This window comes from Plantibacter sp., assembly GCF_059073635.1.
The window spans coordinates 1-21,796 of the sequence record NZ_JCACOF010000008.1 but is presented as its reverse complement, the minus strand read 5'-3'; the positions used below and the strand labels follow the sequence as shown (position 1 = coordinate 21,796).

Genomic DNA, 21,796 nt, shown 5'->3' with positions numbered 1-21,796 from the left:
CCGCCGTTCCGGGAGCCTCCCCGGTCCGACGCGCCTATCGTGGACGGATGACCTCCCCAGAAGCACCCCGCACCGCACTCGTCGTCGGCGCCAGCGGCATCACCGGTTCCGCGATCGTGTCGCAGCTCCTCGAGGACGGTGGCTGGCGGATCCTCGCCCTCGCTCGCCGAGCGCCGGCGGCCCACCCGCAGGTCGAGCACGTCGCGGCCGACCTCCGGGACGCGGACGACCTCGCGCGCGCCCTCGGCGGCACCGGCGTCACCCACGTGTTCTTCACCGCCTGGTCACGTCAGGACACCGAGGCCGAGAACATCCGGGTCAACGGCGGCATGGTCCGCGACCTGCTGGCAGCCCTCTCCGCCGAGCCCGTTCAGCACGTCGCCCTGGTCACCGGCCTGAAGCACTACCTCGGCCCGTTCGAGGCCTATGCGGCGGGCGAGATGCCCGACACCCCGTTCCACGAGGACGAGGACCGACTCGACACGCCCAACTTCTACTACGAGCAGGAGGACGAGCTCTTCGCCGCGGCTGCGCGAGCGGGGTTCACCTGGTCGGTACACCGCTCCCACACCGTGATCGGACATGCGGTCGGCAACGCGATGAACATGGCGTCCACGCTCGCGGTGCAGGCGGCGCTCTGCAAGCGGCTCGACCGACCGTTCGTGTTCCCCGGTTCCGAGACCCAGTGGAACGGCCTCACCGACATGACCGACGCCGGACTCCTCGCCGAGCAGATGCTCTGGGCTGCGACCTCACCGGCCGGTGCGGACGAGGCGTTCAACATCGTCAACGGCGACGTCTTCCGCTGGCGCTGGATGTGGCCGCGACTGGCTGCGCACCTCGGCGTCGAGCCGGAGGGTTTCGACACCGAGCCGCGTCCGCTCGAGCAGCAGATGGCGGGCGTCGAGGGCACCTGGGCCGAGCTGGTGGCCGAACACGGTCTCGTCGAGGCCGACCTCTCCCGCGTGGCGTCGTGGTGGCACACCGACGGCGATCTCGGCCGGGACATCGAGGTGGTCACCGACATGAGCAAGAGCCGACTCGCCGGCTTCACCGGCTACCGGCGGACGCTGGACGCCTTCACCGCGATCTTCGACCGCCTCCGCGCAGAGCGCATCGTCCCCTGACCGGCCCCGGTCCCCGGGCGCCCTTCCGGCCCCTGGGCACCCGTCCGGTCCCTGAGCCTGTCGAGGGCGGTGACCGTCTCGGTCCCTGAGCCTGTCGAAGGGCGGTCAGCTGAGCTTGGCGGGCTCGATCTCGAGCGCGTTCGGCACGGCGGCCTCGCGCTCCCACGGGGCCGGGAACGGGAAGTACCGCTCGAGGAAGTCGATCACCGCGGTGGTGCGCTGCTCCACCGAGATCTCCGGCCGGCTGCCGTCGTTCAGGCAGAACATGTCCTGGTCGCGTCGCTTGAGGAGTCGCTCCATCTGCCCGAGCGACTGCTTGAGCGTCGTCTCGATGTAGCGGACCTTCGCCTGGGTCTGCTGCACCGCGCGACCCGTCATGAGGCCGTAGTAGTGGTAGAACGAGTTCGTCACCGAGATGTTGTCGGCCGCACGGAACGCGCTGTGGGAGGTCGCGCGGAACTCCTCGGCGAACTCCTGCTCCATCTCCGCCATGATGCTCCGGCGGAGGGGCGCGGCGCAGTGCTCGAGGTGACGGGTGGTGACGCGTCCGAAGCGCTCGTGCAGGAGCCGACGGTTCACGCGGGCCGCGTTCTCGAAGCCGCTGCGCGAGGGGTCGTTCGCCCCGAGGCCGATGCGGGTGGTCGCCTCCACGAACTTGCTGATGCCGCCCGGTGAGAAGAACAGTTCGGGACTGATCGGTCGGCCGAGGAACATGTCGTCGTTGGAGTAGAGGAAGTGCTCCGACAGCCCCTCGATGCGATGCAGCTGGCTCTCGACGGCCATGGAGTTGTGCGTCGGGAGAGCGTCGAGGTCGCCGAAGAACTCCTCGCTGCGAACGATGGTGACCTTCGGGTGCTCCGCCAGCCATTCGGGCGCGGGGGAGTCGGTCGCGATGAAGATGCGCCGGATCCACGGGGCGAAGGTGTGCACGCTGCGGAGGGCGTACTTGAGCTCGTTGATCTGGCGGAAGCGGGCGTCGGAGTCGTCGCCGTCGCCGACGACGTAGCTCTGCATCCGCTTGGCGCGGGCGCGCTGGAACTCCTCGGAGGAGCCGTCCACCCACGAGAAGACGAGGTCGATGTCGAAGGTGACGTCGCTCGCGAGCGCGCCGAACATGTGCTCGAGCGTCCGCCAGCTGCGGCCGTATCGTTCGACGGTCGTCTCGACGGCCTCCGTCCGCGGCATGTACGTCCGCATGAGGACGTTCTCCACGGGAGCGGTGATCTCCTCGTCGCCGAAGCGCCAGAGTTCGAGCTGCAGGGCGGTCTCCATGCCGTAGCGGAGGCGGCCGAGCGGTTCGATGCGCGGCCGGTACAGCCGGAACACCTCGGCCTTGCGGGCGCCGGTGAGCAGGCCGTCGGAGAGGAGGTGCGGATCGCCGGCCGGCTTCACCGTCGACATGCGCGCTTTGAGCGGCACGCTGTAGAAGGGCTCGTCGGCGAACGCCTCCGCGAGTGCGGTCTGCAGGCGCTTGCGCAGGGAGCGGTCGACGACGATGACGGGGCGGTCGTGCTCGCCCCGGATGAGGAGGTACTCGATCTCGGCCGCGTCGAGCACGTCGGCGACGGCGAGCAGGTCCTCCACCATCGACTGCTGTGGGGTCAGATGACCGTTGATGAGGGTGTAGACGCCCTTGCGCTGCACGACGTCGGGGCGGTCGAAGCGCTGCGATCGGGAGCCACCGGTCACGAGGACGAGCTCAGGGGCGGTGGTGAACGGGAGTTCCGGCGGAATCGGGTCCTTCGCGGTACTGGTGAAGGCCGTCGGTGCCTGAGTGCCGACGGTTGGCCGCTGGTCGTCGAGTTCGTTCGTGATCGTGTCCGCCTCTGGTCTGCTGGGGAGTGGGTTCATCGTTATTGTACGGCCGTCGCCCGGGACCGCTCGCGGCTTGACGGCGACGGGGTCGCGGAGCGGCGTCCGGGTACGATTGACCCCATGGTGAGCGTGGCGGAATCCTTGGTGCGCCTGCAGGACCTGGCCTCGTCGCCCGTGGTCGCTCGGGTGGCGTCGGCGTTCGCCGAAGCCGGGTACGAACTGGCCCTCGTCGGCGGACCGGTTCGCGATGCGATGCTCGGTCGCACCGTGAGCGACCTCGACTTCACGTCGAACGCCTCGCCCGACCAGATCCTCGCGGTCCTCAAGCCGATGGCGAGCGCCTGGTGGGACGTCGGCCGCGACTTCGGGACGATCGGCGCGAAGGTCACCGTCACCGACGACGACGGCGTCGAGCACGCCGACACGGTCGAGATCACCACCTACCGGGCCGACGCCTACGACGGCGTGACCCGCAAGCCGGTCGTCGCGTTCGGCGACACCCTCGAAGACGATCTGCGCCGGCGCGACTTCACCGTCAACTCGATGGCGCTCCGCATCCCCGAGATCACCCTCGTCGACCCGTCCGGCGGCGTCGAGGACCTCGTCGCCCACCTGCTGCGGACGCCGAGCTCGCCCGAGGTCTCCTTCGGCGACGACCCGTTGCGCATGCTCCGGGCCGCGCGGTTCGCTTCGCAGCTCGGCTTCCGGCCCACCGACGACGTGATCGAGGCGATGGAGGAGCGTCGCGAGACCATCTCCATCGTGAGCCCGGAGCGCATCCAGGCCGAGCTCGGCAAGCTGCTCGCGACCGACCACCCGCGCGCGGGCCTCGAGCTGCTCGTCGACACCGGCATCGCCGACCTCGTGCTGCCCGAGCTGCCGGCGCTCCGGCTGGAGCCCGACGAGCACCACCACCACAAGGACGTCTACCAGCACTCGCTCACGGTGCTCGAGCAGGCGATCGGCTACGAGCACTCGCGGCACCCCGGCGAGGCGCCCGACCTCGTCCTGCGTTGGGCCGCGCTGCTCCACGACATCGGCAAGCCGGCGACGAAGAAGACCGGCCCCGGCGCAGCCGTCACCTTCTACCACCACGACCTCGTGGGTGCGAAGCTGGCGAAGAAGCGCCTCACCGCGCTCCGGTACGACGGCGACACGATCAAGAGCGTCGCGCGGCTCGTCGAGCTGCACATGCGGTTCTTCGGGTACTCCGAGGGCGTGTGGGCCGACTCCGCGGTGCGGCGCTACGTCCGCGACGCCGGTCCGCTGCTCGAGCGGCTGCACATGCTCGTCCGCGCCGATGTCACGACCCGCAACCGGCGCAAGGCCGACCGCCTCGGCTTCGCCTACGACGACCTGGAGCAGCGCATCGTCGAGCTCCAGGAGCAGGAGGAGCTCGAGTCCGTCCGGCCCGACCTCGACGGCAACCGCATCCAGGAGGTGTTGGGCATCGCACCCGGTCGCGAGGTCGGCGAGGCGTACCGCTGGCTGCTGGAGCTGCGTCTCGACGAGGGCCCGCTCGGCGAGGAGGAGGCCACCCGCCGCCTCCTCGACTGGTGGTCCTCCCGGTGACAGCCCCACCTGCCCGCGAACTGTCACAAACGCACAGTCAGACGGCGTCACACTGACCGTTTCTGACAGCTCGCGGGCGTTCAGACTGAACTGCTAGCCTCCCTGAGGTTCACGGAACGAAGGATTCTCATGCTCAAGCGCCACGCCGCCCTCGCGATCGCGGCCGCCTCCGCCCTGATGCTGAGCGGTTGCGCCGCCGGATCCACGGAGCGCACGACGGTCACGGTGCGCGTCTGGGATGCCGCCGTCGCCGACGCCTACGAGACCTCGTTCGCCGCCTTCGAGCGCGAGAACCCCGACATCCGCGTCCGCGTCGACGTCGTCGAGTGGGCCGACTACTGGACGAAGCTCCGCACCGACGTCGCGGCGGACACCGCTCCCGACGTCTTCTGGTTGAACAACTCCTACCTCGCCGGGTACGCGGACAGCGGGAGCGTCCTCGACGTCGGGCAGACGCTCGGCAAGGACGCCTCGAAGGACTGGGCACCGAGCGTGGTCAGCCAGTTCACCCGGAACGACAAGCTCTGGGCCGTCCCGCAGCTGTCCGACGCCGGCATCGCGGTCTACTACAACGCCGACCTCCTCGACGCGGCCGGCGTGAAGCCCGCCGAGCTCGAGGACGCGACCTGGTCGCCCGACGCGACGAAGGACACGTTCCTGCCCCTGGCGAAGAAGCTGACGAAGGACGCGGCCGGGGTCTCGGCCGACCAGCCCGGCTTCAACCCGGCGGCGCCCGCGACCTACGGCACCGGCCTCGGGTACGACCTGCAGGCCGTGCTCCTCCCGTTCATCGGCTCGAACGGCGGGAAGTACCAGGACGGCGACGACTTCGCGTTCAACGACCCGAAGACGAGCGAGTCCGTCAACTACCTCGTGAACGCGATCAACGGCGCCAAGGTCGCCCCGCCGGCCGCCTCCACGAACGCCGACGGCGACTTCTCCCGCGACGCCTTCCTCCAGGGCAAGGTCGCGATGTTCCAGTCGGGGCTCTACAGCCTGAAGGCCGTGCACGACGGTGCCGACTTCCGCTGGGGTGTCGCCGAGCTCCCGGCCGGCCCTGCGGGCAAGGTCAGCGTCACGAACGGGATCGCCGCAGCGGGCAACGCGGCCACGAAGCACCCCGACCAGGTGAAGAAGGTGCTCGCCTGGTTGGGCAGCACCGAGGGCAACGCTCCCGTCGGTTCGTCCGGCTCGGCGGTCCCCGCCGTCACCGCGGCCCAGAAGCAGTACTTCGACTACTGGAAGGGCCAGGACGTCGACGTGCAGCCCTTCTTCGACGTGATCGCCGACGACGCGAAGACCATCGCGCCGCCGACGGGTGCCGGGTACGCGAAGGGACTCGCCGCCTACGACCCGATCTTCAAGGAGATCTTCGCCGGCACGACGCCCGTCGCCGACGGTCTCAAGAAGGCGCAGGAGGCGGCCAACGCCGCCATCAACGACTGAGTCCGGGCGCAGGGCATCGCAGGGCATGATGGACCATCATGCGGATCCTCATCGCGAGTCACCTCGAGCCTGAGTACGTCGAGGCGATCGGCGCCTCCCACCCGGATGTCGAGGTGCTGTACGACCCGACGCTCGTCGCGGTCCCGCAGTACGTCGCCGATCACCGTGGGCCGGCACCCGAGCTGTCCGCAGCGGACCAGCAACGGTGGGCGGACATGCTCGCCCGGGCCGACGTCGCGTTCGACTTCGACTGGCAGGACCCGGCGGCACTGCCGGAGCGCGCCCCGAACCTGAGATGGATCCAGGCGACGAGCGCCGGCATCGGTGCGTTCATGCGCCGGACCGGACTCGACCGCAGCGGCATCACCGTCACGACGGCGGGCGGCGTGCATGCCGTCCCACTCGCCGAGTTCGCCCTCACCGGGGCGCTCTTCGTGGTGAAGGGTGTTCCGTTCCTCCAGCGACGGCAGCGTGAGCGCCGGTTCGAGCGGTACACGACCAGGCAGCTCGCCGGGATGCGGGTCACGGTCGTCGGCGTCGGCGGCATGGGGTCGAACGTGGTGCGGACCTTCGACGCCATCGGCGCACGGGTGACCGCGGTGGGTCGGGTCGGTGGCACCTATGAGCTCCCCGACGGCGTCGAGCTGAGCGATGTGGACCGGCTCGACGAGGTGCTGCCGGGCACCGACGTGCTCGTCCTCTGCACGGCGCTCACGCCCGAGACCGAGAACCTCATCGAGCGCCGACCGGATCGCGCTCCTGCCCGACGGCGCCGCCATCGTCAACATCTCCCGTGGGCAGGTCGTCGATGAGGACGCGCTGATCGAGGCACTTCGGTCGGGCAAGCTCGGTGGCGCGGCGCTCGACGTCTTCCGCGAGGAGCCGCTGCCCGCGGACTCCCCGCTCTGGGACCTCGACAACGTGCTCATCTCGCCCCACTCGGCGTCCACGGTCGAGAGCGAGAACGCGACGCTCACGGCACTGTTCATCGAGAACCTCGCCCGCTACCGCGCAGGCGGACCGCTGCTGAACCGGTTCGACGCCGAGCGCGGGTACTGACCGACCCCGGTCATCGGGGCGTCGAGCCCGGGATCTCGGTGGCGTCCGAACCTGGCGAAACGCGCGGTCATTGCGCTAGAGATGTCGCTCGCGCACGTTTCGTGCTCGTAACGAATCTGCACCGGAAGCCTTCTCGGTTTGAGGGATTTGTTCGGAGCGTGCTGTAATCCTCTACAAGCACGTGCGAAGAACCTGCACACAGCCGTGCCGTCTCTCACACACAGAAAAACGAGGTCGACATCAATGTCATCCCCACGTAGTGGATTCCGGAAGAGCGCCGTCGCGCTCGCGGGTCTGTCCATCACCGCCCTCGCCCTCGCCGGCTGCGCCGCCGGTGGCAGCGGCTCCAGCAGCGGTGCCAGCGGCACGATCGTCATCGGCACGACCGACAAGGTCACGACGCTCGACCCGGCCGGATCGTACGACAACGGCTCCTTCGCCGTCATGAACCAGGTCTTCCCCTTCCTCCTGAACACGCCGTACAACAGCCCCGACGTCGAGCCCGACATCGCCGAGTCGGCCGAGTTCACCTCGCCGACCGAGTACACGGTGAAGCTCAAGAAGGGCCTCAAGTGGGCCAACGGCAACGACCTCACCTCCTCGGACGTGAAGTTCAGCTTCGACCGTCAGCTGGCCATCGCCGACGACAACGGCCCGTCGTCGCTCCTCAGCAACCTCGAGAAGACCGACGCGCCCGACGACCTCACCGTCGTCTTCACGCTGAAGACCGAGAACGACCAGACCTTCCCACAGGTGCTCTCGAGCCCCGTCGGCCCGATCGTCGACGAGGACGTCTTCTCCGCCACCGAGGTCACGCCCGACAACGACATCGTCAAGGGCAAGGCCTTCGCCGGCCAGTACACGATCGACAGCTACAAGTTCAACGAGCTCATCTCGTACAAGAAGTACGCCGACTACCAGGGCCTCCTCGGCGAGGCGAAGAACGACACCGTCAACGTGAAGTACTACACCGACGAGTCCAACCTGAAGCTCGACGTCAAGCAGGGCAACATCGACGTCGCATCGCGCAGCCTCTCCGCGACCGACATCGAAGACCTGAAGAAGGACAAGAACGTCAAGGTCGTCGACGGCCCCGGTGGCGAGATCCGCTACTTCGTCTTCAACTTCGACACGATGCCCTACGGAGCGACCACCGCTGACGCCGACCCGGCGAAGGCGCTCGCCGTCCGCCAGGCCGCTGCCGACCTGATCGACCGCGCTGCGATCGCCAAGGACGTCTACAAGGACACCTACACGCCGCTCTACTCCTACGTGCCCGCCGGCCTGACCGGTGCCACCGAGTCCCTCAAGGGCCTCTACGGCGACGGCGACGGCGGCCCGGATGCCGCCAAGGCGAAGGAGACGCTCGAGGCAGCCGGTGTGACCGTTCCGGTCGCGCTCAACCTCCAGTACAACGGTGACCACTACGGTTCCGGCTCCGGCGACGAGTACGCGCTCATCAAGGACCAGCTCGAGGCCGACGGCCTGTTCACCGTCAACCTGCAGCAGACCGAGTGGGTGCAGTACTCGAAGGACCGCACGACGGACGTCTACCCGGCGTACCAGCTGGGTTGGTTCCCGGACTACTCCGACGCGGACAACTACCTGACGCCGTTCTTCGCCACGGACAACTTCCTCGCGAACCACTACGACAACCCGGCCGTCAACGACCTCATCAACGAGCAGCGCTCGACGACGGACGCGGACGCACGGACGAAGCTCATCGAGCAGATCCAGGACACGGAGGCGGCCGACCTGTCGACCATCCCGCTGCTCCAGGGCGCTCAGGTGGCGGTCGTCGGCAAGGACATCGAGGGCACCGTCCTCGATGCGTCGTTCAAGTTCCGCTACGCCCCCATCACCAAGGGCTGAGTAGCCTGACCAACTGATATCCGACTATGGTGAGTCGGACGTCGCGATCGGGGTGGCTCCACAGAGCCGCCCCGATCGTCTGTCCGGGCTCTACCGAGTCGGTGATCGAGGAGGATCCACTGCAATGACGGCAGCTGTCGCAACCCCACCCCCCAAGGCGGCCAGACGTTCCGGAGGTGGCGGACTCTGGCGGTACCTCGTCATCCGCTTCCTGCTGATCATCCCGACGGTGTTCATCCTCGTCACCATGGTCTTCTTCCTGATGCGCCTGACCGGTGACCCGATCACCGCGGCGCTCGGCGGTCGCCTCCCAGCCGACCAACTTGCGGAACGCATCAGCGCCGCCGGCTACGACCGGCCGCTCTTCGTCCAGTACTTCGAGTTCCTCGGACAGATCGCCGTCGGCAACTTCGGCACGACGATCTCCGACAACCGGCCGGTCATCGAGGTCCTCCTCACCTACGGCTCCGCGACCCTCGAACTCGCGATCTACGCCCTCATCGTCGCGTTCATCGTCGGCATCCCGCTCGGCATGCTCGCCGCCGCCCGCCGCGACCGCTGGCAGGACGCGGGCCTCCGCGTCTTCGCGATCCTCAGCTACGCCACCCCGGTGTTCTTCGCCGGCCTGCTGCTCAAGCTGGTCTTCTCCGTCTGGCTCGGGATCCTCCCGGTCGCCGGTCGAGCGAGCACCGGCACCGAGCTGACGCTCCAGACCATCTCCAACCCGTCCGGCATCTACCTGATCGACGCGATCCGCCTCGGCGACCCGACGGCGATCAGCGACGTCCTCGCCCACGCGGTGCTCCCGGCGATCGCCCTCGGCCTGTTGACGGCCGGCGTCTTCCTGCGGCTGGTCCGCACCAACGTCATCGGCACGCTCGGTTCCGGCTACGTCGACGCGGCCCGGTCGCGCGGCGTCAGCGAGTTCCGGCTCGTGACGAAGCACGCCTACCGTCCGGCGCTCATCCCGATCATCACGGTCATCGGCCTGCAGATCGCGCTCCTCCTCGCGGGCGCGGTCCTCACCGAGACGACGTTCGAATGGAAGGGCCTCGGCTTCATGCTGAGCGAGTACCTCAAGGCGCGTGACTTCGTCGCCGTCCAGGGGATCGTCGCGCTGCTGGCCGTCATCGTCGCCCTGACCAACTTCATCGTCGACATCATCGCGGCGATCATCGACCCGAGGGTGAGGTACTGAGCATGAGTGCTCCGACAGCCACCACCGCCGTGCAGACCGCGCCAGCGAAGCGTCCGCTGCGCGACCGCCTGCCCGTCGTCAAGCAGTTCCGCCAGTCGGTCGGGCTGCAGCGGGCGATGCTCGTCATCGGTCTCGTCGTCACGGGCGTGTTCGTGCTCATCGCGATCCTCGCGCCGCTCGTCGCGCCCTACCGGTTCAACCAGCTGCGCGGCGACGACGGTTCGTTCGGCACGCAGCAGGCGCCGAACGCGACGAACCTCCTCGGCACGACCGTCGGCGGGTACGACGTCCTGTCCCGGGTGCTCTGGGGCGCCCAGACCGCGCTCTTCGTCATCGTGTCCGCGATCATCCTGTCGATCTTCATCGGCGTCCTGCTCGGGCTCGTCGCCGGGTACTTCGGTGGCTGGCTCGACCGCGTGCTCGTGGTCGTGTGCGACGCGGTCTACGCCTTCCCGTCGCTGCTGCTCGCGATCGTCATGTCGATCGTCATCAGCCGCGGGCCAGTCGAGCCTCTGGGGCGGCATCCTCGCCGCCGCGATCTCGATCACCGTGGTCTTCATCCCGCAGTACTTCCGGGTGATCCGCTCCGAGGTCGTGCGCATCAAGAGCGAGGCGTTCGTCGAGTCGGCGAAGGTCATCGGTGCGTCGAGCTCCCGCATCATGTTCCGTCACGTGCTGCGGAACGCGACGCGGACCCTGCCGCTCATCATCACCCTCAACGCCTCCGAGGCCATCCTCACGCTCGCGGGGCTCGGCTTCCTCGGGTTCGGCATCGAGCCGACCGCGGCCGCCGAGTGGGGCTACGACCTCAACCGGTCCGTCTCCGACGTCACGAGCGGGATCTGGTGGACCGCGCTGTTCCCCGGCCTCGCGATCGTGCTCGTCGTGCTCGGCATCACGCTCGTCGGTGAGAGCCTCAACGACCTGTCCGACCCGCGTCTGCGCAGCCGTCGTCGTGTCGGTGCGTCGAGCGGATCGGTCGCTGCGACGTCGAGCATCACGACCACCGGTGGCACGCCCGACAGCCCCGGTGGCGCCGGGATGATGGACGCCGAGTCGCTGGGAGCCGTGAGCGACGCCGCGGCGGACAGCGATCTGGAGAACCGACGAGAGGACGAGCGCTCATGAGCCAGTCGACGCCGACCACCGGTCCACGCGACCTCGGCACCAAGGACATCGTCAGCATCCGCGACCTCGGGGTCTCGTTCTCGACCGACGCCGGCGCGGTGAAGGCGATCAACGACATCTCGCTGTCGGTCGCACCGCGCGAGATCGTCGCGATCGTCGGTGAGTCCGGCTCGGGCAAGACGGTCACGGCCAAGACCATCCTCGGTCTGCTCCCGGAGACGGCCACGGCCTCCGGCGCGGTCGTCCTGCGCTCGCGCGACGGTTCGACCGAGCAGGACGTCGTCACGGCGTCGGCGGAGCAGCTGCGGTCCATCCGCGGCAGCGACGCGGCGATGGTGTTCCAGGAGCCGTCGACGGCCCTCAACCCCGTCTACAAGGTGGGGTGGCAGATCGCCGAAGGTCTCCGCGCGCACGGGTCGTACACGAAGGCCGAGGCGCGGGCCAAGGCCATCGACATCCTGCGTCGCGTCGGCATCCCGGAGCCGGAGGAGCGGGTCGACTACTTCCCGCACCAGTTCTCCGGCGGGCAGAAGCAGCGCATCGTCATCGCGATGGCGCTCGTGCTCGACCCCGGACTGATCGTGGCCGACGAGCCGACGACGGCGCTCGACGTCACGGTGCAGGCGGAGATCCTCGACCTCCTGCGTCGGTGCCGCGACGAGTTCGGGACGGCCATCGTCCTCATCACCCACAACATGGGCGTCGTCGCCGACCTCGCCGACCGCGTCGTGGTCATGTACCAGGGCGACATCGTCGAGGAGGCTCCCGTCCAGGAGCTGTTCTCCTCACCGAAGGCCGAGTACACGAAGAAGCTCCTGTCGTCGGTGCCGCACGTCGGCCGCGGCAAGAGCTCCGCGCCGGCCGAGGTCGAGCGCGGCAAGCAGCTGCAGCTCGGTGAGCCGGTGGTCGTCGCGAAGGGGCTCGAGATCGAGTACCCCGGCCGCTTCGGTCGTGCCGGGTTCCGGGCGGTCAAGGGCGTCGACTTCACGATCCACGCGGGCGAGGTCCTCGGCCTGGTGGGGGAGTCGGGGTCGGGCAAGACCACGATCGGCCGCGCGATCGCCGGGCTCACCAAGGTGACCGGCGGCTCGCTGTCGGTGCTCGGTGTGGAGATGAACCGGGTGAAGGAGCGCGAGTTCGCCCCGAAGCGCCGCGAGATCGGGTTCGTGTTCCAGGACCCGGCGACGAGCTTCAACCCGCTGCTCACGATCGCGGAGTGCGTGGCGGAGCCGCTCATCGTGCACGGCCGCTTCGGCGACGCACGGGCGGCCCGGCGTCGGGTGGACGAGCTCCTCGAGGCGGTCCAGCTGCCGAAGGCGTTCGGCGACCGGTTCCCGCACGAGCTCTCCGGTGGGCAGCGGCAGCGCGCTTCGCTCGCGCGGGCGTTGGCGCTCGAACCGGCACTGCTGGTCGCCGACGAACCGACCTCGGCGCTCGACGTGTCGGTGCAGGCCCGCGTGCTGGAGCTCTTCGCCGAGCTGCAGCGTGAGTTCGGGTTCGCGTCGCTGTTCATCAGCCACGACCTCGCCGTCGTCGACATCCTCGCCGACCGCATCGTCGTGCTGTACCGCGGCGACATCGTGGAGGAGGGGCCCGGCTCAGCGGTGCTCGGTGCGCCGAGCGACGTCTACACGCGTCGTCTCCTCGCGTCGCTCCCCGTGCCCGACCCGGCCGAGCAGGCCGTCCGTCGCGAGGAGCTCAAGCGCCTCCGCGCCTGATCCTTCTTCGGTCCCTGAGCCTGTCGAAGGGCCCGGTCCCTGAGCCTCACCCCCCGGTCGCTGAGCCTCACCCCCCCGGTCACTGAGCTTGTCGAAGTGCGCCCTTCGACAAGCTCAGGGACCGGGATGGAGCTCAGGGACCGCGTCGGTTCAGGCCCCGACCTCAGCCGAGCTTGACGGCGGTGCCGTAGGCGACGACCTCCTGGTAGTTCTGGCCGACCTCGGCCGCGTCGAACCGCATCGCGAGTACCGCGTCGGCACCGAGCGCGGTGGCCGCCTCGATGAGTCGCTGCTTCGCCTCCTCGCGGCTCTCAGCGAGCTGCTTGGTGAGCCCGGAGAGCTCACCGCCCAGCAGTGCCTTGAAGTTGGCGCCGAGTTGCACGCCCGCGTTGCGTGCACGGACCGTGAGTCCGGTCACCTCGCCCAGCACCTCGGTGACCTGGCGGCCGGGGACATCGTTCATCGTCGAGATCAGCATGCTCGCAGTCTGGCACCGCTGCGCCCGCCCCCATAGGGGGGATGTCCCGTCTCCAGGGCCTTACCGCGGTCACCGACCTTTCCCCGGTCACTGAGCTTGTCGAAGTGCAAGCGATGAGACTGATGGCCCTCCGACAGGCTCAGGGACCGATCCCATCGCGGTCGGCGCTCTGCAGACGCTGATCCGTACCTCGCCGAGTGCACGAGACCCGGATTGAACGCGCGATTCCGTCCGGGTCTCGTGTCTCCAGCGAGAGGTCGCGTCGGGCGAGGTCGGCGGGTGACGGCAGACTGGGGTGGTGCACATCGTCCTCCAGCAGCTCGACGGCGCCCGCGTGCGCGTCGTGCACCTCGAGGACCGCCCCACTCCGTCCGGCGAGCCACCTCCGGTCTCCGAGACCACCATCCCGCGGGCCGACCTCGCGGCCTTCGTCCGGCGTCTCGAAGCCGAGCCGAACCCGCCGCGCTGGGTGTGGGACGACACCACGCTCTGGTACCCGGCGCTCCTCGCCGCGGGTGTCCGGGTCGCCCGCTGCGTCGACCTCCGGCTCTCCCACAACCTCCTCCGCAACGCCGCCTTCACCGCCGACTCCGCCCTCGCGACCGCTCCGGCCGGCCCGTGGGACGAGGTCCTCGATCCGCGCGTCGCCCAGCGTGCGGAGGCGGTCGGGACCCTCTTCGACCTCGACCTCCCGGGCGGCGAACGCGATCCCGTCGCCGAGTTCACGCTCCAGCGTGACGCCGTCGACGGCGCGACACCGCAGGGACGCTCGCAGCTCGGACTCCTCCTCGCCGCCGAGTCCGCCGGTGCCCTCATCGCCACGGAGATGACCTTCGCCGGTCTCCCGTGGGACGCCGAGGCCCACGACCGCATCCTCGCCGACGCCCTCGGCCCCAAGGTGCCGCCCGGTGTCCGTCCGGCGAAGCTGGCCGCGGTCCTCGAGGAGGTCAAGGCCGCCCTCGGGGTGCAGGAGCTCAGCCCCGAGTCACCGGGCGAACTCCTCAAGGCGCTCCAGCGTGCCGGCATCAACGCGACCTCCACCCGGCAGTGGGAGCTGCAGGAGATCGAGCACCCCGTCATCGAGCCGCTGCTCCGGTACAAGAAGTTGTCGCGTCTCCTCACCGCGAACGGTTGGACGTGGGTCGAGACCTGGGTGAAGGACGGACGCTTCCGTCCCACCTACGTTCCCGGCGGGGTCGTCACCGGGCGCTGGGCGTCCGACGGTGGCGGTGCCCTCCAGCTGCCGCACCAGGTCCGCGGTGCCGTCCTCGCGGACGAGGGCTGGCGCTTCGTCGTCGCCGACGCCGCCCAGCTCGAGCCACGCATCCTCACCGCGATGTCCGGCGACCGCGCGATGGCCGATGCCGGACGCGGCGTCGACCTCTACCAGGGCATGGTCGACGTCGGCGCGGTCGACACCAGACCACACGCGAAGATCGCGATGCTCGGTGCCATGTACGGCGCGACGACGGGGGAGAGCGGGCGCCTCCTGCCCCGGCTCACGCGGGCGTTCCCGCGGGCGATCGAGTTCGTCGAGACGGCCGCCAGGGCCGGTGAACGCGGCGAGCGGGTCAGCACCCGGCTCGGTCGTACGTCACCGCTGCCCGGCGAGACCTGGCGGGAGATCCAGTCGGCCGCATCGATGGAGGGCGCGAACGCCGCCGCGACCCAGCGCGCCCGCATGGAGGCGCGCAGCTGGGGTCGCTTCACCCGCAACTTCGTCGTGCAGGGCACCGCCGCCGAATGGGCGCTGTGCTGGATGGCCGGCCTCCGGACGCGGCTGCAGGCGCTCGCCGCAGAGACGGTCGGTCCGGCGGCCGCGCTCACCGAGTCGGCCCACCTCGTCTTCTTCCTCCACGACGAGATCGTCGTCCACTGCCCCGAGCACCAGACCGAGCGGGTCGTCGCCCTCGTGCGCGAGGCGGCGGCCGAGGCCGGTCGCCTGATCTTCGGCACCGCGCCGGTCGAGTTCCCGGTCACCACCGCCGTCGTCACCTCCTACGCCGACGCCAAGTAGCCCGCGAACTGTCAGTTGATGCGGGTGTGCGCGGCCCGCACTGTTCCGAAGTGACAGTTCGCGAGCTGGGACGGGCTCAGCCGCCGGTGATCGCCCGGACCGCGTCGCCGATGATGAGGTACCACCCGTAGACGGCGAGGGCGAGCCCGATCACCCACCACCATCCCGTCCGCCGGGACAGGCGTCTGCCCTGCCCGGCCACGCCCCGAGGCGGACGGATCAGCGGGAACGAACCCGGCATCGTCGCCGCGTCGACCGGTTCCAGTCGGCGATCCCGCCAGCGCTCCCACTGCGCGATGCGCTCGGTCAGGATGTCGACGACCGACATCAGCCACGTCCACACCTCGGGGTCGAGGGTCGAGAGGTCCTTGGGCGAGTAGAGGAAGAGGTGGTCGTCGACGATCTCGACATCGAGCTCGGCCACCGTGTCGATGAACCTCGCCATGATGTCGGGCGTGAAGAGGTACAGGGCGTCGGTCTCGTACCCGCGCGGGCAGTACAGCTCGAAGTGGCGGTCGAAGTCGCCTTCGAGTGACAGCCGCTGATCCTTGGCGTAGGTGACGGGCAGACGGGGGTGCAGGAGCGAGTTGTTGCCGACGGCGTCCAGGACGATGTGGGGGAGCGCCACCGGCAGCCGGAGGGCCACGTACCCCCAGCGGTGCTCCTTGCGGTTCCGTCCCGAACCGATGGTCGTGCGCAGGTTCCCGACGGACAGCGGCGACCTGCCGTCGCGCCACAGCAGGTCCCTGACCACGCTCGTCCCACCCATCGTGAAGATCAGCCCGGGCAACGCCACCGGTATGGCGAACGGTCGGTAGCTCAGGCCGTTCGCCCGCGCGAACCGGTCCAGCCGGTACTGGCGGACGCCGCTGCGTCGTCGGACCGTGCGCACCAGCAGGACGAGCATGCCGACGGGCAGCGCGAGGTAGGGCAGGAGGATCAGGGCCGACCAGTCCCATGGCTCGTCCGGCATCGAGCCGTCTTCGAGCACGAACCACCAGGCGGAGAGGAAGAGGATCGGCAGCACCGCCAGCACGACGGCGGGCCAGATCGCCGCCATGAGTGGTGGACGGACCTCGCCCGGGAGGCCCGTGCGGTACTCGCGGAGTGCGCGTCGGTCGATCCGTTCCGTGAGTGGTCGCGTGTCCAGCGTCGAGGTTCGAGTCGTCGGAGCGGTCATCGCACGTGCGGTGTTCCGTGCGGTACGGGCGCGGGCGTCATCGTCGCGGGCGTCCGGCCAGGGCGGTTCGCGGCGACCGTGAGTGCCCGGCCGGCCGCGTGGACGAGGGCCTCGAGCGGACCGCGACGCTTGGTGAGGGCGATGATCCAGCCGAGGAGGAGCGCGCCGGCGACGTGGATGAGCCAGAGCTGCGGGCTCGAGATGAGCCACGCCGTGTCCGCATACGTCCCGGCGATCGCGGCGATCAAGGCGCCCACCGACGCCATGAAGACGTGCGCCGAGTAGACGGTGAGCGGAGCGGCCCCGGCCCCGGTCGCCGGCAGGAGCGCGAGCGACCAGCCGCGGTTCAGGACGGTGCCGAGCGCCAGGCACAGGCCGATGACGACCGCCGCGATCCCGATCGTGAAGACGAGGTCGAGCGTGGTGCCCGAGTGCGGGGCGCGGGCGACGAGCCACCAGAAGGACTCCGTGGGGCTCGTGCCGTACATCCCTTCGGCGAGGGCGTCCTCGACGGCGGTGATCGTCGTCGGATCGGGCTCGAGGCCGCCGGTCCAGGCGCGCGCGATGCCCTGGACGCCGCCGACGGGACCGAGGAGCAGGGCGGCGAGGCGATCCGCGGCGATGGCGACGACGAGTCCGATCGCCGCGAGCCGGAGTGCGAAACGCCGCAGGGTCCCGTTCGCCCGAGCATCCATGAGCAGCCGACCGACCGCCATCCCGACGAGGACGTAGACGATCCAGGTGAGCGCCGGGTACACCCCGGTGAGGAGCAGCCCGCGGGCGAACCCGCCGCCCGAGACGTCGAACCAGGACGCACTGCCGATCTCGGGGGAGTCGACGCCGCTGAGCGGCACCCGGAGCGCCTGCGAGCAGATCGGCCAGACCACCGCCCAGACGGCCGCGACGATCAGCAGCGTGCGCGGACGCCACGTGACGGCCGGGATCGCGAGCCAGAAGGTCACGCCGTAGTAGGCGATGATCACGTAGATGCCGCCGGGCAGGACGCCGAGGGTGAGGCCGAGGACGAGCAGGGCGAAGCCGCGTCCGAAGAGGTTGAGGCGCGCTGCTGCGGGAGAACCGGCGGCGAGGTCGCGGCGGCTCGTGAGCACGATCCCGATCCCGGCCAGCACGGCGAACAGGGCCGCGGCCTTGCCCGACAGCACCTCCGTGATCGGCGTGTGTCCGCCGGTCGCGATGTCGAACGCCCAGACGTGCGTGGCCATCATGCCGATGAGCGCGAGGAAGCGCGCGAGGTCGAGACCGATCAGTCGGTCGGCGCGCTGTCGGCTGGCTGGGCTGCTCATCGGGTCCAGCATCCCACGCGTGGCGGCTCCGCGACAGGCCCGCGGTGGCGGTACGGGCTCCCGTCCGGTACGCTGTGAAGGTTGCCCGGGTGCGTCCGCTCTGTTCTCACCCGATCGCAACGATGCTTACACCCTCCTGCCACAGAAAGTCTGTGGCCGTTCGAGTCCGAAGGAGGTGGGTTAGTGACGCATCAGTACGAACTCATGGTCATCCTCGACCCCGAGATTGACGAGCGCACGGTTGCACCGAGCCTCGACAAGTTCCTCAACGTCATCCGCAACGATGGTGGAACCATCGACAAGGTCGACATCTGGGGCCGTCGTCGTCTCGCTTACGAGATCAACAAGAAGACCGAAGGCATCTACGCCGTCGTGGACTTCACTGCATCGAGCGCTGCCACGCAGGAGCTCGACCGCCAGCTGAAGCTCTCCGAGGCCGTCATGCGCACCAAGGTGCTGCGTGCCGAAGAGGCCATCGCTCAGGTCGCCACCGAGACGAAGCGCAGCGAAGAGAAGGCCGCCCGCAAGGCTGCCGCCAAGCCCGCTGCTGCTGTCGCCGCGGCTCCCAAGGCAGACGCGGCTCCGGCTGCGGCTGAGACCAAGGAAGCCTAGGGCTCATGGCCGGCGAGACCGTCATCACCGTGGTGGGCAACCTGACCAGCGATCCGGAACTGCGTTTCACGCAGAACGGCCTGGCTGTCGCCAACTTCACCATCGCTTCCACGCCGCGCAACTTCGATCGCGCGACGAACGAATGGAAGGACGGCGAAGCGCTGTTCCTGCGCGCGAGCGTCTGGCGTGAATTCGCCGAGCACGTGGCCGGATCGCTCACCAAGGGAAGCCGCGTCATCGCGACCGGGCGTCTCAAGCAGCGTTCCTACGAGACGAAGGAAGGCGAGAAGCGGACTTCGATGGAACTCGAAGTCGACGAGATCGGCCCTTCGCTCCGGTACGCGACCGCGACCATCAGCCGTGCACCCTCGGGTGGCGGCGGCGGTGGTCAGCAGCGCGGCGGCGGAGCTCCGCAGGTGCAGCAGAACGAGCCCTGGGCTCAGAGCGCACCCGCAGCTTCCGGCGGCAACGGCGGTGCAGATGCCTGGAACACTCCGGGCAGCTACAGCGACGAGACCCCCTTCTAAACAGATTCGATCGGTCCGGTTCTGCCGGCTAGCCGATCACTCCATTCACACGCAAAGGAACAACCATGGCTGGAAAGTCGAGCGGCGACCGCCGCAAGCCTGCCCGCGGTGCTAAGGGCGGCAAGAACGTCGCTCCCGCGAAGGCGATCCGCGTTGGTGTCATCGATTACAAGGATGTCGCCACGCTTCGCAAGTTCATCTCCGAGCGGGGAAAGATCCGCGCTCGTCGTATCACCGGTGTCAACGTCCAGGAGCAGCGACTCATCGCACGTGCGGTCAAGAACGCACGCGAGATGGCGCTCCTGCCCTACGCCGGCTCTGGCCGCTAGGAGGCGCCGCACATGTCGAAAGTGATTCTGACGCACGAGGTCTCCGGCCTCGGCTCCGCTGGTGACGTCGTCGACGTCAAGAACGGCTACGCTCGCAACTTCCTCGTTCCCCAGGGTTTCGCGACCCCGTGGACCCGCGGTGGCGAGAAGCAGGTCGAGCAGATCAAGTCGGCCCGCGCTGCGCGCGAGCACGCCACGATCGAAGAGGCCCAGGACCTGAAGGCTCGCCTCCAGGCCACCAAGGTCAAGCTCACGGTCAAGACGGGTGGCGAAGGCCGTCTGTTCGGTTCCGTGAAGCCTGCCGACATCGCGAAGGCCGTGGCGGAAGCCGGGCTGGGCGAGGTCGACAAGCGCAAGATCGAGATCCACACCCCGATCAAGTACGTCGGCGAGCACGAGGCCACCATCAGCCTCCGCGACGAGATCGTCGCCACGATCACCCTTCAGGTGGTCGCGGCCAAGTAGTACCCGCCGTGCGGTGTCGGGCCTTCGGGTCCGGCGCCTCATGCACGTCGTGATGAGCGCGATGGCGGTGGACCGAGAGGTCTGCCGCCATCGCGTTTTTCTGTGCCCAGAACGGGGGCGACGCGTCGCCCCGACACCTGTGTGCTACACCCGTTTCGCCCTCTGCGTCAAGCAAGTTGTACACAGGTGACCCCCGTTCTCCCCAACGTTCGACACAGGATCGAAAGAACTTTCCACACACAGCCTGTGGAATCAGAATCTCCTGGTCAGCGACGTATTGCGCGGCAGAAAAACTTCTCTCTCCACAGGGTTTCCCACAGCTTGTGCACACGACACGCGGCGTTTCCCCCGATCTCTCCACAGAGTTATCCACAGGCAGAGTTGGTTGTGGAGACGAGTGGCCCTATCGTGAGTCATCGGCGTCTCGGAACAGCCGGACGAGCAGGCTGAGCAGCCCTCGTCCGTAGCCCTCGAGCGCCCCGCAGGGCCCGTGCGTGTCGCATGCTCCTGCTACACCTGAGTCGTCACCACCCGCACCACCCGAGTCCACATCGAGAAGGGATGTCCACTTGTCGATCGCTCACCTCAACCGCTCCGAAGGCGGCGGATCGTACGACGAGCCGCGCGGCAACGAGCGGGTCCCTCCGCACGACCTCCTCGCGGAGCAGAGTGCACTCGGCGGCATGCTGCTGTCGAAGGACGCGGTCGCCGACGTGGTCGAGACGCTCCGTGGCGTGGACTTCTACATCCCCAAGCACGAGGTCATCTACGACGCCCTCCTGACGCTGTACTCGCACGGTGAGCCCACCGACGTCATCACCGTCACCGACGAGCTCGTCAAGACGGGCGAGCTGTCGCGCGCCGGTGGCGCGGACTACCTCCACACGCTCACGAGCCTCGTGCCGACGGCGGCGAACGCCGGCTACTACGCCCGCATCGTCGCGGAGCGCGCGCTGCTGCGTCGTCTCGTCGAGGCCGGCACCCGCATCGTGCAGATGGGGTACGCGGCCGAGGGTGAGGCCGTCGAGCTCGTCAACTCCGCTCAGGCCGAGATCTACGCCGTCTCCGGTAACCAGGAGGTCGAGGACTACGTCCCGCTGACCGACGCGGTGAGCGCGGCGATCGACGAGATCGAGGCCGCCAAGCACACCGACGGTTCCATGACCGGCGTGCCGACGGGCTTCCGCGAGCTCGACGAACTGACGAACGGTCTGCACCCGGGTCAGCTCATCATCGTCGCCGCCCGACCCGCTATCGGTAAGTCCACGCTCGCGCTCGACTTCGCCCGTGCCGCTTCGGTCCACTACAACCAGCCGTCGATCTTCTTCTCGCTCGAGATGGGGCGCAGCGAGATCGCGATGCGTCTCATGAGCGCTGAGGCGTCCGTGCCGCTGCAGCTCATGCGTAAGGGAACCGTCGACTCGCAGGACTGGACGAAGATCGCGCAGGTGCGCGGCCGCATCAACGACGCTCCGCTCTACATCGACGACAGCCCGAACATGACGCTCGTCGAGATCCGCGCGAAGTGCCGTCGACTCAAGCAGCGCGTGGGCCTGAAGATGGTCGTCATCGACTACCTGCAGCTGCTGACGTCCGGTAAGCGTGTCGAGAGCCGTCAGCAGGAGGTCTCGGAGTTCTCCCGTGCGCTGAAGCTCATGGCGAAGGAGCTCCAGGTCCCCGTCATCGCGCTGTCGCAGCTGAACCGTGGTGCTGAGCAGCGTGCCGACAAGATGCCGGCGCTGTCCGACCTCCGTGAGTCGGGCTCGATCGAGCAGGACGCCGACATGGTGGTGCTCCTGCACCGCGAGTCCGCCTACGAGAAGGACAGCCCGCGAGCCGGCGAGGCCGACCTCATCATCGCCAAGCACCGTAACGGACCGACGCGCACGATCACCGTCGGCTTCCACGGCCACTTCTCGCCGCTTCGCCGACATGGCGCCGGGGATGTA

General features: G+C 68.8%; 17 protein-coding genes and 3 pseudogenes. 16 read left to right on the top strand and 4 right to left on the bottom strand.

The window, feature by feature from the left end; genetic code table 11:
- Positions 1-47 precede the first annotated feature (47 nt).
- Positions 48-1,127, top strand: coding sequence for an SDR family oxidoreductase (locus AC5JOC_RS07295; protein WP_124767794.1), 1,080 nt, complete (start codon positions 48-50; stop codon positions 1,125-1,127).
- A gap of 105 nt (positions 1,128-1,232) precedes the next feature.
- Here the strand turns inward: AC5JOC_RS07295 and AC5JOC_RS07290 are convergent, their stop codons facing one another.
- Positions 1,233-2,978, bottom strand: coding sequence for a stealth family protein (locus AC5JOC_RS07290; RefSeq protein ID WP_426739053.1), 1,746 nt, complete (start codon positions 2,976-2,978; stop codon positions 1,233-1,235).
- 84 nt (positions 2,979-3,062) lie between these two features.
- Between AC5JOC_RS07290 and AC5JOC_RS07285 the strand changes: the two genes are divergently transcribed.
- The 9 genes and pseudogenes from AC5JOC_RS07285 to AC5JOC_RS07245 all read left to right on the top strand — a co-directional run bounded on the left by AC5JOC_RS07285 (position 3,063) and on the right by AC5JOC_RS07245 (position 12,935).
- On the top strand, positions 3,063-4,514 hold the full coding sequence (locus AC5JOC_RS07285; protein ID WP_079704275.1) for a CCA tRNA nucleotidyltransferase: 1,452 nt from the start codon (positions 3,063-3,065) through the stop codon (positions 4,512-4,514).
- A 129-nt stretch (positions 4,515-4,643) separates the two neighbouring features.
- Positions 4,644-5,960, top strand: a complete 1,317-nt coding sequence (locus AC5JOC_RS07280) for an ABC transporter substrate-binding protein (RefSeq protein ID WP_192019601.1) — start codon at positions 4,644-4,646, stop codon at positions 5,958-5,960.
- Between the two features lie 38 nt (positions 5,961-5,998).
- Entirely contained in the window at positions 5,999-6,772 is a 774-nt protein-coding gene (locus AC5JOC_RS07275; protein ID WP_494245951.1) for an NAD(P)-dependent oxidoreductase, read from the top strand.
- Positions 6,711-6,845 (top strand): annotated as a pseudogene (locus AC5JOC_RS07270) (NAD(P)-dependent oxidoreductase); the annotation flags it as partial. The gene AC5JOC_RS07275 and the pseudogene AC5JOC_RS07270, both read left to right, overlap by 62 nt.
- A 36-nt stretch (positions 6,846-6,881) precedes the next feature.
- On the top strand, positions 6,882-7,019 hold the full coding sequence (locus AC5JOC_RS07265) for a hypothetical protein (RefSeq protein ID WP_494246371.1): 138 nt from the start codon (positions 6,882-6,884) through the stop codon (positions 7,017-7,019).
- 243 nt (positions 7,020-7,262) lie between these two features.
- Positions 7,263-8,891 carry an ABC transporter substrate-binding protein gene (locus AC5JOC_RS07260; protein ID WP_079704272.1) on the top strand — a complete coding sequence of 543 codons (1,629 nt, stop codon included), beginning with the start codon at positions 7,263-7,265 and terminating at the stop codon, positions 8,889-8,891.
- A gap of 124 nt (positions 8,892-9,015) precedes the next feature.
- A complete protein-coding gene (locus tag AC5JOC_RS07255) occupies positions 9,016-10,089 on the top strand; it encodes an ABC transporter permease (protein WP_124767788.1) in 1,074 nt (357 codons plus the stop codon).
- Between the two features lie 2 nt (positions 10,090-10,091).
- A pseudogene (locus AC5JOC_RS07250) lies at positions 10,092-11,217 on the top strand (ABC transporter permease).
- Positions 11,214-12,935: a dipeptide ABC transporter ATP-binding protein gene (locus AC5JOC_RS07245; protein ID WP_079704269.1), complete on the top strand. Its 1,722-nt coding sequence runs from the start codon at positions 11,214-11,216 to the stop codon at positions 12,933-12,935. Before AC5JOC_RS07250 ends, AC5JOC_RS07245 begins: the two are co-directional and overlap by 4 nt.
- A 163-nt stretch (positions 12,936-13,098) precedes the next feature.
- Here the strand turns inward: AC5JOC_RS07245 and AC5JOC_RS07240 are convergent, their stop codons facing one another.
- Positions 13,099-13,413: a YbjQ family protein gene (locus AC5JOC_RS07240; RefSeq protein ID WP_064294105.1), complete on the bottom strand. Its 315-nt coding sequence runs from the start codon at positions 13,411-13,413 to the stop codon at positions 13,099-13,101.
- A 298-nt stretch (positions 13,414-13,711) separates the two neighbouring features.
- On the opposite strand from AC5JOC_RS07240, the gene AC5JOC_RS07235 reads away from it, so the two are divergent.
- Entirely contained in the window at positions 13,712-15,430 is a 1,719-nt protein-coding gene (locus AC5JOC_RS07235) for a bifunctional 3'-5' exonuclease/DNA polymerase (RefSeq protein ID WP_494245948.1), read from the top strand.
- 76 nt (positions 15,431-15,506) lie between these two features.
- Here AC5JOC_RS07235 and AC5JOC_RS07230 read toward each other — a convergent pair whose 3' ends face one another.
- Both AC5JOC_RS07230 and AC5JOC_RS07225 read right to left on the bottom strand, forming a co-directional pair.
- Complete coding sequence (locus tag AC5JOC_RS07230) at positions 15,507-16,610, bottom strand: hypothetical protein (protein ID WP_494245946.1); 1,104 nt, start codon at positions 16,608-16,610, stop codon at positions 15,507-15,509.
- Positions 16,607-17,914, bottom strand: coding sequence for a heparan-alpha-glucosaminide N-acetyltransferase domain-containing protein (locus tag AC5JOC_RS07225; protein ID WP_494245944.1), 1,308 nt, complete (start codon positions 17,912-17,914; stop codon positions 16,607-16,609). The genes AC5JOC_RS07230 and AC5JOC_RS07225 overlap by 4 nt, the downstream gene beginning before the upstream one ends.
- A 204-nt stretch (positions 17,915-18,118) precedes the next feature.
- On the opposite strand from AC5JOC_RS07225, the gene rpsF reads away from it, so the two are divergent.
- From rpsF to dnaB, 5 genes and pseudogenes are all read left to right on the top strand, one after another.
- Positions 18,119-18,526, top strand: coding sequence for a 30S ribosomal protein S6 (gene rpsF, locus AC5JOC_RS07220; RefSeq protein WP_194718777.1), 408 nt, complete (start codon positions 18,119-18,121; stop codon positions 18,524-18,526).
- Between the two features lie 5 nt (positions 18,527-18,531).
- Positions 18,532-19,053, top strand: coding sequence for a single-stranded DNA-binding protein (locus AC5JOC_RS07215; RefSeq protein WP_064295656.1), 522 nt, complete (start codon positions 18,532-18,534; stop codon positions 19,051-19,053).
- A 65-nt stretch (positions 19,054-19,118) separates the two neighbouring features.
- On the top strand, positions 19,119-19,382 hold the full coding sequence (gene rpsR / locus AC5JOC_RS07210) for a 30S ribosomal protein S18 (protein ID WP_056010351.1): 264 nt from the start codon (positions 19,119-19,121) through the stop codon (positions 19,380-19,382).
- A 12-nt stretch (positions 19,383-19,394) separates the two neighbouring features.
- Positions 19,395-19,847: a 50S ribosomal protein L9 gene (gene rplI, locus AC5JOC_RS07205; protein WP_056010352.1), complete on the top strand. Its 453-nt coding sequence runs from the start codon at positions 19,395-19,397 to the stop codon at positions 19,845-19,847.
- 575 nt (positions 19,848-20,422) lie between these two features.
- Positions 20,423-21,796: pseudogene (gene dnaB / locus AC5JOC_RS07200) on the top strand (replicative DNA helicase); the annotation flags it as partial.

Coding starts and splice junctions, on each gene's coding strand:
- AC5JOC_RS07280 (WP_192019601.1), top strand. CDS start 4,644: ATGCTCAAGCGCCACGCCGCCCTCGCGATCGCGGCCGCCTCCGCCCTG.
- AC5JOC_RS07215 (WP_064295656.1), top strand. CDS start 18,532: ATGGCCGGCGAGACCGTCATCACCGTGGTGGGCAACCTGACCAGCGAT.
- AC5JOC_RS07260 (WP_079704272.1), top strand. CDS start 7,263: ATGTCATCCCCACGTAGTGGATTCCGGAAGAGCGCCGTCGCGCTCGCG.
- AC5JOC_RS07245 (WP_079704269.1), top strand. CDS start 11,214: ATGAGCCAGTCGACGCCGACCACCGGTCCACGCGACCTCGGCACCAAG.
- AC5JOC_RS07275 (WP_494245951.1), top strand. CDS start 5,999: ATGCGGATCCTCATCGCGAGTCACCTCGAGCCTGAGTACGTCGAGGCG.
- AC5JOC_RS07285 (WP_079704275.1), top strand. CDS start 3,063: ATGGTGAGCGTGGCGGAATCCTTGGTGCGCCTGCAGGACCTGGCCTCG.
- rplI (WP_056010352.1), top strand. CDS start 19,395: ATGTCGAAAGTGATTCTGACGCACGAGGTCTCCGGCCTCGGCTCCGCT.
- rpsF (WP_194718777.1), top strand. CDS start 18,119: ATGGTCATCCTCGACCCCGAGATTGACGAGCGCACGGTTGCACCGAGC.
- AC5JOC_RS07240 (WP_064294105.1), bottom strand. CDS start 13,413: ATGCTGATCTCGACGATGAACGATGTCCCCGGCCGCCAGGTCACCGAG.
- rpsR (WP_056010351.1), top strand. CDS start 19,119: ATGGCTGGAAAGTCGAGCGGCGACCGCCGCAAGCCTGCCCGCGGTGCT.
- AC5JOC_RS07255 (WP_124767788.1), top strand. CDS start 9,016: ATGACGGCAGCTGTCGCAACCCCACCCCCCAAGGCGGCCAGACGTTCC.
- AC5JOC_RS07295 (WP_124767794.1), top strand. CDS start 48: ATGACCTCCCCAGAAGCACCCCGCACCGCACTCGTCGTCGGCGCCAGC.
- AC5JOC_RS07225 (WP_494245944.1), bottom strand. CDS start 17,914: ATGAGCAGCCCAGCCAGCCGACAGCGCGCCGACCGACTGATCGGTCTC.
- AC5JOC_RS07230 (WP_494245946.1), bottom strand. CDS start 16,610: ATGACCGCTCCGACGACTCGAACCTCGACGCTGGACACGCGACCACTC.
- AC5JOC_RS07290 (WP_426739053.1), bottom strand. CDS start 2,978: ATGAACCCACTCCCCAGCAGACCAGAGGCGGACACGATCACGAACGAA.